Origin of the sequence: Pseudopedobacter sp. (genome assembly GCF_040392825.1) — a bacterium.
GTDB lineage: Bacteria > Bacteroidota > Bacteroidia > Sphingobacteriales > Sphingobacteriaceae > Pseudopedobacter.
Genome location: NZ_JBEBVH010000127.1, coordinates 1 through 10,967, shown reverse-complemented (window position 1 = coordinate 10,967; position 10,967 = coordinate 1). Strand labels below are relative to the sequence as shown.

At 35.4% G+C, this 10,967-nt stretch carries 12 protein-coding genes; 9 read left to right on the top strand and 3 right to left on the bottom strand.

Annotated elements, in window-relative coordinates; translation table 11 throughout:
* Window positions 1-22: 22 nt before the first annotated feature.
* Window positions 23-415 carry a DUF1801 domain-containing protein gene (locus ABWO41_RS10340; protein WP_353137388.1) on the bottom strand — a complete coding sequence of 131 codons (393 nt, stop codon included), beginning with the start codon at window positions 413-415 and terminating at the stop codon, window positions 23-25.
* Entirely contained in the window at window positions 412-813 is a 402-nt protein-coding gene (locus ABWO41_RS10335; protein WP_353137386.1) for a hypothetical protein, read from the bottom strand. Before ABWO41_RS10335 ends, ABWO41_RS10340 begins: the two co-directional genes overlap by 4 nt.
* A 51-nt stretch (window positions 814-864) precedes the next feature.
* Here ABWO41_RS10335 and dacB point away from each other — a divergent pair, with 51 nt between their 5' ends.
* The 5 genes from dacB to ABWO41_RS10310 all read left to right on the top strand — a co-directional run bounded on the left by dacB (window position 865) and on the right by ABWO41_RS10310 (window position 5,384).
* Window positions 865-2,241: a D-alanyl-D-alanine carboxypeptidase/D-alanyl-D-alanine endopeptidase gene (dacB, locus tag ABWO41_RS10330; protein ID WP_353137384.1), complete on the top strand. Its 1,377-nt coding sequence runs from the start codon at window positions 865-867 to the stop codon at window positions 2,239-2,241.
* Between the two features lie 108 nt (window positions 2,242-2,349).
* Window positions 2,350-2,814: a DoxX family protein gene (locus tag ABWO41_RS10325; protein WP_353137382.1), complete on the top strand. Its 465-nt coding sequence runs from the start codon at window positions 2,350-2,352 to the stop codon at window positions 2,812-2,814.
* Between the two features lie 75 nt (window positions 2,815-2,889).
* The gene (locus ABWO41_RS10320) at window positions 2,890-3,738 is read left to right on the top strand and encodes a 4-hydroxy-3-methylbut-2-enyl diphosphate reductase (RefSeq protein ID WP_353137380.1); all 849 of its coding nucleotides are present in this window, start codon (window positions 2,890-2,892) and stop codon (window positions 3,736-3,738) included.
* A 10-nt stretch (window positions 3,739-3,748) separates the two neighbouring features.
* A complete protein-coding gene (gene hemH, locus ABWO41_RS10315) occupies window positions 3,749-4,768 on the top strand; it encodes a ferrochelatase (RefSeq protein WP_353137378.1) in 1,020 nt (339 codons plus the stop codon).
* Between the two features lie 214 nt (window positions 4,769-4,982).
* On the top strand, window positions 4,983-5,384 hold the full coding sequence (locus ABWO41_RS10310; protein WP_353137376.1) for a DoxX family protein: 402 nt from the start codon (window positions 4,983-4,985) through the stop codon (window positions 5,382-5,384).
* On the opposite strand, the gene ABWO41_RS10305 is transcribed toward ABWO41_RS10310, so the two are convergent.
* A complete protein-coding gene (locus ABWO41_RS10305) occupies window positions 5,367-6,614 on the bottom strand; it encodes a 3-deoxy-D-manno-octulosonic acid transferase (RefSeq protein WP_353137374.1) in 1,248 nt (415 codons plus the stop codon). The two genes, ABWO41_RS10310 and ABWO41_RS10305, sit on opposite strands and share 18 nt — an antisense overlap.
* A gap of 66 nt (window positions 6,615-6,680) precedes the next feature.
* Between ABWO41_RS10305 and ABWO41_RS10300 the strand changes: the two genes are divergently transcribed.
* The 4 genes from ABWO41_RS10300 to rfbB all read left to right on the top strand — a co-directional run.
* Complete coding sequence (locus tag ABWO41_RS10300; protein ID WP_353137372.1) at window positions 6,681-7,994, top strand: UDP-glucose dehydrogenase family protein; 1,314 nt, start codon at window positions 6,681-6,683, stop codon at window positions 7,992-7,994.
* Entirely contained in the window at window positions 7,991-8,983 is a 993-nt protein-coding gene (locus tag ABWO41_RS10295; RefSeq protein WP_353137390.1) for a UDP-glucuronic acid decarboxylase family protein, read from the top strand. The genes ABWO41_RS10300 and ABWO41_RS10295 overlap by 4 nt, the downstream gene beginning before the upstream one ends.
* Window positions 8,984-10,012 (top strand): UDP-glucose 4-epimerase GalE, encoded by a 1,029-nt coding sequence (galE, locus tag ABWO41_RS10290; protein WP_353137370.1) that lies wholly within the window; start codon window positions 8,984-8,986, stop codon window positions 10,010-10,012. It begins immediately after the preceding gene.
* Window positions 10,013-10,089: 77 nt separating this feature from the next.
* Window positions 10,090-10,967, top strand: an 878-nt coding sequence (rfbB, locus tag ABWO41_RS10285) for a dTDP-glucose 4,6-dehydratase (RefSeq protein ID WP_353137368.1), incomplete at its 3' end; no start/stop codon positions are given.

The following is a 10,967-nucleotide window of genomic DNA, read 5'->3' as shown; positions in this document are numbered from 1 at the left end:
TTTTTATGAGTATATTTCCAGATTACGTGGTTGCGGCTAACCAACTTTGTATAAGTGAAGTTATTTTTCCGGTATTCATTTCCAGGTCGTTAGCATCCTTTAGAGTCAATACGGCCCTGTCGTTGCTTTTCCAATTTAATAATCCAAAATCATTCGCTAATAATCTTTCATCTGACTGGTTTTGTATTTTAGCACCACAATGAAATATAATTTGAATTTGCTTTGGAGGATGTAGCTTCATTGTTATTCTGTCTGCGCTTTTTATATGATAATTTGGTGCATTCCACTTTATATTCTCTTCTAAATTTTCGTTTGTATTCAGAATAATATAGCGCAGAGACTCAATCTCCTTCCTTAAAGGAAGGTTTAAACTGTCTAAATGGTGTGTTGTAGCTTCGTTTATTCTATTATTCATGCTTTTAAATTTACAACAACTTGTCTTTCTATATAGCTGTTCTGTGTCGATTTGAATTTAAAAGTATACGTTCCTGCTTGTTTTGGCACAAAAACATAATCCTTGTCAAAATGTACAAATGCTTGTGTACAAATACATCCCATGTTCATTCCGTTTACAACTACAGTGATGATGTTGCCCTCAGTTTTTTCGCTGAAATCCTTAAAACTGCCACAACCGTTATGATATTGAGATTTAATATTAAATCTTAAAGGTTCATTAACTGTGCCATTTTCTACATCTGAGACTTCAACAGCAGGGAGATTTACTGCATAAATACATTGGTCTGTCTCGTCTTTTTTAGAAGAACAAGAAAGTAGTACAGAATAAATCAAAGCGATACTCAAAAAGTTTTTCATTGTCTGTCTTTTTAATTGGTTGTTTTTATGTTTAATGCCTTATTTTGTGTTATGAAAACAATCTATGCCATTTTCTGCCTTTTCCTTTTTTGGAATATTTCTACAGCACAATCCATCACAGATAAAATAAAAGCTGCTTATACAACTTTTTCTAAGGATACACAATTAAAGTACGCAATAAGCTCGTTTATTGTTACAGATAAGAATACAGGTAAAATTATTTTTGCTGAAAATGAGGACGTTGGTCTGGCTCCGGCATCTTCTTTAAAAACAGTTACGTCGGCGACAGCTTTAGGTATTCTAGGGGAAAGTTTTCAGTTTACAACAGATATTTTATACTCAGGAGTTATTTCCGGAGGAAAATTAAATGGAAACATTATTGTAAAAGGCAACGGAGACCCAACTTTAGGCAGCGATAGATACGCAACTACTTCGAAAGAAATTGTACTGCAAAAGATTTTAACGGCTGTCCAGTCTAAAGGAATCAATAATATAAATGGAGAGATTATAGTTGATGATGGAGTATGGGATTCGCAAAGTATATCCGAAGGCTGGATATGGCAAGATATGGGGAATTATTTTGGGGCCGGAACTTCTGTAATATGTTGGGGAGAAAATGAATTTGAGCTAAGATTTAAACCTGCTCCAGGCGTGGGAGGGGAAGTTCAGATACTCTCTAATAGTAATAAATATCCCTTCTTTAATATCATAAACGAATTAAAAACCGGGGTTGCCGGAACCGGTGACCAGGTGTATGGATATTCATCTCCATATTCTTCTGTAGTTTATTTACGTGGTACTTATGCTATTAATCTAAATAAAAATATTCGGTTTTCCTTGCCAGACCCTGCTATGGCGATGGCTTATGAATTAAGTAGTATGCTGGAAAAGAATGGAATACCTAATAAAGGTTATCAAACTACCAGGTTGTCGAGAGCAAATTCTGTGCTAAATGGAGTTCGTATTCTTACTATTAAATCTCCTGTCTTAAAAGATATTGTTTATCATTTTAATCAAAAGAGCTTAAACCTTTATGGTGAACAAATGATGAGAGCTATATCAAAAGATGAAGGTAAAGCGATAAAAGGTGGTATAAAAGTTTTGCAGGATTATTGGCAAAAACTAGGTTTGGATAAGAATACACTTAATATTTACGATGGAAGTGGGTTGGCACCATCAAATCGGATTACAACCTCGACCATGGTAAGTGTTTTAAGACACGCAAGTCGCGAGCCATGGTATGTGGGGTATTTAAACAGTTTTCCACTTTATAATAATATGAAAATGAAAAGTGGAACTATAGGAGATGTTCTTGCCTATGCAGGATATCATAAAAATTACTGTTTTGCCATCATCGTGAACAATTATAATGGAGCCACTTCGTCAATGCGACAGAAAATGTTCACTTTATTAAATAGTTTAAAGTGAGGTAAGAAACATTAGGAAAACTTCATATTAAGCGTCTTAGCAAGGTCAAACGTATTGGATTGATTTTTGTGCTGATTTTTAATAGTCAATTATAAAAAGGAGGTTTCCATGAACTTGGTACATAAAATTGAGCATTGGGGAGATGATTATCATTCCAAAGCCACAGATGTTATCCGTATTTGTCTTGGATTACTTATTTTAATAAAAGGTATAACGGTAATTATGAGTCGGGATGCTGTTTATTCTTTGCTTGTAGATAATGACAATGGCAGATTTGGTTTCTCTGGCGTAGTATTGGCGGGAATTGTGCACTATATCGTATTTGCGCATATTGTTGGAGGAATATTTTTAATTGTAGGTTTGGTAACAAGATTTGCTGCAGTTATACAAATTCCTATTTTATTAGGAGCTATTTTCTTTGTAAACATTGCAAAAGGATTTACCATTTTCAATTCCGAACTTTGGTTATCTATCATCGTTTTGTTATTATTAGTAATGTTTTGGATAATAGGTGCGGGTCCTTACTCTATGGATTATACTATGAGAAGGCGCAATAATATCCAATCGGAATAATCCCAATATCATACAAAAATAAATATTACAATGCCTTGATTGAGTTTTTTATATTTTTGTATGAATTAAAGAGATATGGGGCACAATTTAAAGGTTACTATTGATAGTGATTCTGGCTTTTGCTTTGGAGTTGTGTATGCAATAGATATGGCAGAAGATATCTTGTCTGAAGATGGATATCTGTATTGTTTAGGAGATATTGTACACAATGACGAAGAAGTAAGCAGATTAAAAGCTAAAGGCTTAAAGATTATCAACCACGAAGATCTTAAACATATCAATAATGAAAAAGTATTGATAAGAGCACATGGCGAGGCCCCCGAAACCTATAAACTGGCTCTGGAAAATAATATTACTTTAATAGATGCTTCTTGTCCGGTTGTTTTGAAATTGCAGAACAGGATTAAATCAAGTTATGATTCTAAGGAAAAAATAGTGATTTTTGGTAAACATGGGCATGCGGAGGTTATCGGTTTGCAGGGACAGACAAATGATGAAGCTTTAGTTTTTCAAAGTATGGAAGAATTGGAGCAATTGGAGTTGCCACAAAAATTTACTTTGTATAGCCAAACTACTAAATCTACAGATACATTCTATAAAATAAAACAACACCTTTTAGATCGGGGATATGATTTGAAAGCGAATGACACAATATGTCGTCAGGTTTCAAACAGAGATAAAGATCTGCCCGAATTTGCTAAACGATATAACAAGATAGTATTTGTGTCGGGAAAAAAATCTTCTAATGGAAAAGTACTATACGAGGTGTGCAAAAGGCATAACCCAAATACTTACTTTGTAAGTGATGTGAGCGAGTTAGATAAAGAAATGTTTCAGGTTGGAGATACCGTAGGCATCGCCGGAGCAACCTCTACACCTATGTGGTTAATGGAAGAAGTGAAACAAGCATTAGAAGCGTTTTAAGCAATTTTGGATGAGAAAGAAAGGAATTCTACTTGTTAATTTAGGTACACCCGATAGTCCGAAAACGGAAGATGTACGTGTTTATCTGGATCAGTTTTTAATGGACGGCCGTGTTATAGATATTAATCCGCTAGGAAGAAACTTACTGGTTAGAGGAATTATCATTCCGAAAAGGGCTAAAAATTCTGCAAAAACTTATCAGGAGATCTGGACAGAAGAAGGTTCTCCTTTATTGGTGTATAGCTATGCCTTGCAAAATCTGATTGCCGAAAGATTAGGTGAAGAATACCATGTAGAACTAGCCATGCGTTATCAAAATCCGTCTTTAGAGGGCGCTTTAAAGAAACTACAAGAGCTTAATGTTGATAGTATTAAAGTAATTCCTTTATTTCCGCAATATGCATCAGCCACTACAGGATCTATACATCAGATGATTATGGAAGTAGTAAGTCAGTGGCAAATAATTCCACCTATACAGTTTGTCAATAACTATTGCGATCATCCTGGAATGGCAAGGGTTTTTGCAAAGAATGCAAAGAAATATCTGGATGCTGAAAAATGGGATCATGTACTATTCAGTTATCATGGCGTACCTCAGCGTCAAATGCGTAAAGCAGATGTTTCTAAAAAATATTGTCTGCAGGTAGAAGATTGCTGTAAGAACTATACCGATACCAACAAGTTTTGTTATACGGCTCAATGTTATCAAACAACTAAGGCAATTGCAAAAGAAATTGGCTTATCGACAGACGAATATACTTTATGCTTTCAATCCAGGTTAGGAAATGAACCATGGATGCAGCCATATACCAGTACCGTTTTGAAAGAACTGGCCGACAAAGGAAAGAAGAAAATTCTGGTACTTAGTCCTGCTTTCGTAGCAGATTGTATTGAAACTATTTATGAGATCGGTGTAGAATATCAGGAAGAATTTCATTCTTATGGGGGAGAACGTATCCAAATGGTAGAGAGTTTAAATGCTGACTCCGAGTGGGTAGAAGCTCTGGAGGATATAATCTTAAATTATTAGTCAAGCTTAAAAGCCAAAGCTGCTTTGGAGATTTTATTTTGATTTCAGATACATACGAAGAGTTTCAGGAACTTTCTCCTGTTCTAAAGTTCCTTCTTCACTTATTCCTGCTGAGTTTAATTTTTTGATAAATCCTTGCATCCTGATTTTAAACTGATTAAATTACTGAAATCTGATGCATTTATTTTTGACATGAGAATTAAAGATAAACAATATGATTAATAAACCCCTATCTTATCTTTTGCTTCGTTTAGCAGTTGCCATGAGCATGTTTGGGCATGGAGTAGTGCGTATCCCTAAAATGGATGAATTTAGTGCCGGAATGGTAAAAGAGTTTGAACAATCGTTATTGCCTATAGCATTGGTGCAGCCTTTTAGTTATATTTTACCATATATAGAACTATTGGTTGGAGTTTTTATGCTGGTGGGATTATTTACCAAACAGGCAATAGTTGTTGGAGCAATTACTATGATAGTGCTGATTTTTGGAAGCAGTATGATTGAGTCCTGGGGAGCAATATCTTCTCAGCTTATCCATATATTATGTTTTGTATTGCTTCTTTCGTATCAGCAGTATGATAATTACGCTCTGGATAAATTATTCTTTAAGAAGTAATATTCCGTAGATTTTATTGATGATAATGGCTGTAGCTCCAACATTCTCCTGGACATAAACTTTTGATTTTCTTGCCGCTTCATTTCTAAAGTTCGTATCTGAAGTTAATTTATCGAGAATATCATAAAGTTCTACGGATGTATTATAACTGAAACCAGCACCAATAGAAACCAGATCTTTAGCTTCCTGAAATTTCTGGTAATTGGGTCCGAAAATAACAGCTTTACCCCAGGCGGCAGCTTCCAGTGTGTTGTGTATTCCAGATTTATTAAATCCTCCGCCTATATACGTTAAGTCGGCTTCGTTGTATAGCGTAGAGAGCATACCGATATTATCTATAATTAGAACTTTATATCTGCTAATATCTTTGTCGCCTATTTGAGAATGTCGAATGACTTGTCCTTCTGGAAATAGTTTTATCAGGTTTTGTATTTTCTCTTCTTTAATTTCATGTGGAGCAAATACAGCCTTCCATGAATCAGAATTTTTTATAATCCATGGAGCTAAATTGTTTTCATCTTCAGGCCATGAACTTCCTATTACAAAAAGCTTATGGTTCTGTCTGAATTGATTAATAAATGGTAAATCCTTAATTTTTTTAGATAAATTATTTACACTGTCGAATCGAGTGTCGCCTGCAAGTGAATAGTTGTTCAAGCCAATACTGTGCAATAGTTCCTCAGATTGTTTGTTCTGTACAAAGAAGTGAGTTACAAAACTTAATATTCTTCTGTTGAAAGAACCATAACTTTTAAAGAAGATCTGATTGGTTCTGAAAATAGCAGAAGTAACATAAAGCGGAACGTTAGCCTGTTTTGCTTCTTTAAAGAAATGATACCAGTATTCATATTTATTAAAGAATGCAATTTCCGGATTGAATATTTTGAGAAAATCCCGAGCATTTTTCCTGGTATCTAAAGGTAGATATAGGATATAATCACCTAATGGAGAATTTTTACGGATTTCGTAACCGGAAGGAGAAAAAAATGTGATGACAATTTTTTTGGAAGGGAAAAGCTGCTTTATTTTTTCAATCAAGGGTTTTCCCTGTTCAAACTCGCCCAGCGATGCAAAATGAAACCAAATTGTCTTTTCTTGCGGAATGTCTTTCCATTTGTTTTTCCAATTTTTCCTGCCCTGTATCCATAGTTTTGCTTTATTGTTAAAAAGCGCGGCAATGGCTGCTAGTAAGAAAAAAAAATGTATTCCGATATTATAAAAAATAAGCATTTAAAAATTCTAAATTGTTAACTTCGTCAAGTTTAAAGATTTTGTATTTAACTTTATAATTTACTTATGAATATTGCTGTTATAGGTACAGGATATGTCGGTTTAGTTACCGGAACCTGTTTGGCCGAAACTGGTAATAATGTAGTATGTGTAGACATCGTAGAAGAGAAGGTTCAGAAGATGAAAGAAGGTGTTATGCCTATTTACGAGCCAGGCTTGGACGTATTGTTCAACAGAAACATTGCTCAGGGAAGATTGTCTTTCACAACCGAATTGGCTGCAGCAATAAATGACGCTCAGATTATATTTCTGGCGTTACCTACTCCTCCGGGCGGAGATGGCAGAGCGGACCTAAGTTATGTTTTGGGAGCAGCAAAAGATATAGCAGAAATTGTTAAAGATTATAAAGTAATTGTAACTAAATCTACTGTGCCTGTAGGAACAGCAGATAAAGTTAAAGCAGCATTCAGGGAAAATACGCTGGTAGAAGTTGATGTTGTTTCTAATCCTGAATTTTTGCGAGAAGGTGTGGCTGTAGAAGATTTTATGAAACCGGATAGAGTAGTTGTTGGTACCTCTAGCGAACGAGCGAGAGCTTTAATGGCAGAACTGTATGCTCCTTATGTACGTTCAGGAAATCCAATTATCTTTATGGATGAACGCTCTTCGGAATTGACAAAATATGCAGCTAATTCATTTTTAGCAACAAAAATCACCTTCATGAACGAAATTGCCAATTTGTGTGAGTTGGTAGGTGCAGATGTGGATATGGTAAGAATAGGTGTTGGTTCGGATGCCCGTATCGGAAAGAGGTTTCTTTTCCCGGGAATTGGTTATGGAGGAAGCTGCTTCCCTAAAGACGTACAGGCACTGGCATTATCCGCAGAAGAATATCACTATGATTTTAAAATTTTGAAATCTGTGATGGATGTTAATCAGGTTCAAAAGGTGAAAATTGTAGAGAAAATTAAACAATACTATAAATCGAATCTGGCAGGAAAACATTTTGCACTATGGGGTTTAGCTTTTAAACCAGAAACGGATGATATCAGAGAGGCGCCCGCACTGTATATTATTGATGAACTTTTGAAGGCTGGTGCAAAAATAACTGCTTACGACCCTGAAGCAATAGGGAATGTGCGCAGGTTAATTGGCGATAAAATAGACTATGCGGAAGACGCTTACACTGCTTTAGAAGGGGCCGACGCTTTAATAATTGCTACAGAATGGCAGCTTTTCCGAAATCCTGATTTCAAAAAGATGGAAGATAACCTTAAATCTAAGGTAGTTTTTGATGGAAGAAACCTTTATGAATTACATAAAATGATTGATTTAGGATTCTATTACAATAGTATTGGCCGTAAGATAATAGAAGCATAATGGCAAAAAGAGTATTAATAACAGGAGCAGCTGGATTTTTAGGCTCGCATCTTTGTGACAGATTTATAAAAGAAGGTTTCCATGTAATTGGAATGGATAATCTGATCACGGGTGATTTGGCAAACATAGAACATCTTTTTAAATTGGAGAATTTTGAATTTTACCATCACGATGTCTCTAAATTTGTTCATGTCCCTGGTAAATTAGATTATATACTGCATTTTGCTTCTCCGGCAAGCCCAATAGATTATCTTAAAATTCCAATCCAAACCTTAAAAGTAGGGTCTTTGGGTATTCATAATCTTTTAGGGCTGGCAAGAGTGAAGAAAGCCAGAATTATCATTGCTTCTACATCTGAAGTTTATGGCGATCCGAATGTAAACCCACAACCAGAAGAGTATTGGGGAAATGTAAACCCAGTTGGTCCGCGTGGAGTTTACGACGAAGCTAAACGTTTTCAGGAAGCTATGACAATGGCTTACCATACTTTTCATGGTGTAGAGACCAGAATTGTAAGAATTTTCAATACTTATGGCCCAAGAATGCGTCTGAATGATGGAAGGGTACTGCCTGCATTTATTGGGCAGGCTTTAAGAGGCGAAGATCTGACAGTTTTTGGAGATGGAACACAAACACGGTCTTTTTGTTATGTAGACGACCTGGTAGAGGGAATTTACAGGTTGCTAATGTCTGATTATGCTTATCCTGTAAATATTGGTAACCCGGATGAGATAACTATAGGACAATTTGCAGAGGAAATTATCAAATTAACAGGAACTACTCAGAAAGTAATATACAAGCCTTTGCCTCAGGACGACCCTAAACAACGTCGCCCGGATATTACCAAAGCTAAGGAGATCTTAAACTGGGAGCCAAAAGTGAATCGGGCAGAAGGTTTAAAAATTACTTACGAGTATTTCAAATCGCTATCAAAAGAACAATTAGAGAAAATAGAACATAAAGATTTTTCAAACTATAATAAAAAGTAAATGTCAGGAAAGATTCTAGTAACCGGTGGAACAGGTTTTATAGGTTCTCATACAGTTGTTGAATTACATAATGCAGGATATACTCCGGTTATTGTAGACAATTTGTCTAATTCATCTATCAAAATTTTAGATCAGATAGAGAAGATTATCGGGCATAAGCCAGAATTTCATCAATTAGATTTATGTGATGTAGAGCAAACAGAAGCTTTCTTAAAACAGAATTCAGATATTAGTGGTATTATACATTTCGCAGCATATAAAGCAGTTGGCGAATCTGTAGAACAGCCTCTAAAATATTATAGGAATAATTTCTATTCTTTAATCAATTTATTGAATCATTATCAGGATAGAACTGTAAACTTTGTATTTTCTTCCAGTTGTACGGTATACGGGCAACCAGATGTGTTACCGGTAACAGAGTCTGCTCCGGTAAAAAAAGCAGAATCTCCTTATGGAAATACAAAGCAGGTAGCCGAAGAAATTTTAGCTGAGACAGCGGCATCCAATAAAAATTATAATATTGTTGCTTTAAGATATTTCAATCCGGTTGGAGCGCACAAAACTGCTTTGATTGGGGAACTGCCAATTGGTGTTCCTCAAAACTTAGTTCCTTTTATCACACAAAGCGCTATTGGAAAAAGAGGTCCTATAACTGTTTTTGGAGATGATTATGATACGCCAGACGGAAGTTGTATCAGAGATTATATTCATGTTGTAGACTTAGCTAAAGCCCACGTAGCAGCACTGAGGAGAATGGAAGAAGGGAAATCAGAGAATAATTACGAAGTATTCAATATTGGGACAGGAAAAGGAAGCTCGGTACTTGAAATTATAAAAGCTTTTGAAAGTTCTACTGGTGTGAAACTGGATTTTAAGATTGGCCCCAGAAGAACGGGAGATATCGAAAAGGTTTACGGAGATGTAAAAAAATCTGCTGATAAACTGGGATGGAAAGCAGAATTAGGTATAGAAGAGATGATGAGATCTGCATGGGAATGGGAAAATTATATTAATGAAAATCCGTTTTAGTTATGAGATTTGAGACTGATTTTAAATTTGATAAACACTCATAGATCATGTCTAATATCTTCAATCTGAATAAAAACATGAAAAAAATATTAATTACAGGAGGAGCCGGTTTTATAGGTTCGCATGTCGTTAGAAGATTTGTGACAACTTATCCGAATTATGAGATCGTAAATCTGGATAAGCTAACCTATGCTGGTAATTTAGCTAATTTGAAGGATATAGAAGATGCGCCAAATTATAAATTTGTAAAAGGAGATATAGTTGATGTAACTTTTATCAATGATCTGTTCGAGTCCGAAAATTTCGATGCAGTTATTCATTTAGCAGCAGAATCTCATGTAGACCGGTCAATTACAAATCCAACAGAATTTGTAATGACAAATGTTGTAGGAACAGTTAATCTTTTGAATGCTGCAAAGAATTTCTGGAAAGGTGATTATGATAAGAAGCGCTTTTATCATGTCTCTACAGATGAGGTTTACGGAACATTAGGTGAAGGAAACGATATGTTTACAGAAGAGACATCTTATGATCCGCACTCGCCGTATTCCGCTTCAAAAGCAAGTTCAGATCATTTTGTAAGAGCCTACCATGATACTTATGGACTAGATATCGTTATTTCTAATTGTTCTAATAACTACGGTTCTTATCATTTTCCGGAAAAATTGATTCCACTGTCAATCAATAATATCAAACACAATAAACCTATTCCCATTTACGGAAAAGGCGAGAATGTTAGAGACTGGTTATGGGTTGTAGATCATGCCAGAGCTATTGATGTGATTTTCCATGAAGCTAAGTCTGGGTCTACTTATAATATTGGTGGGCATAATGAGTGGAAAAACATCGACCTTATCAAGATTCTTTGTAAAATAATGGACAGGAAGTTAGGAAGAGCGGAAGGAGAATCTGAAAAACTGATTACTTACGTAACTGATAGGGCAGGACATGATTT

Bases quoted from the DNA above. Each gene is read 5' to 3' on its own strand.
- ABWO41_RS10335 (WP_353137386.1), bottom strand. From the start codon at position 813: ATGAAAAACTTTTTGAGTATCGCTTTGATTTATTCTGTACTACTTTCT.
- ABWO41_RS10320 (WP_353137380.1), top strand. From the start codon at position 2,890: ATGGGGCACAATTTAAAGGTTACTATTGATAGTGATTCTGGCTTTTGC.
- hemH (WP_353137378.1), top strand. From the start codon at position 3,749: ATGAGAAAGAAAGGAATTCTACTTGTTAATTTAGGTACACCCGATAGT.
- ABWO41_RS10310 (WP_353137376.1), top strand. From the start codon at position 4,983: ATGATTAATAAACCCCTATCTTATCTTTTGCTTCGTTTAGCAGTTGCC.
- ABWO41_RS10300 (WP_353137372.1), top strand. From the start codon at position 6,681: ATGAATATTGCTGTTATAGGTACAGGATATGTCGGTTTAGTTACCGGA.
- ABWO41_RS10340 (WP_353137388.1), bottom strand. From the start codon at position 415: ATGAATAATAGAATAAACGAAGCTACAACACACCATTTAGACAGTTTA.
- dacB (WP_353137384.1), top strand. From the start codon at position 865: ATGAAAACAATCTATGCCATTTTCTGCCTTTTCCTTTTTTGGAATATT.
- ABWO41_RS10325 (WP_353137382.1), top strand. From the start codon at position 2,350: ATGAACTTGGTACATAAAATTGAGCATTGGGGAGATGATTATCATTCC.
- galE (WP_353137370.1), top strand. From the start codon at position 8,984: ATGTCAGGAAAGATTCTAGTAACCGGTGGAACAGGTTTTATAGGTTCT.
- ABWO41_RS10305 (WP_353137374.1), bottom strand. From the start codon at position 6,614: ATGCTTATTTTTTATAATATCGGAATACATTTTTTTTTCTTACTAGCA.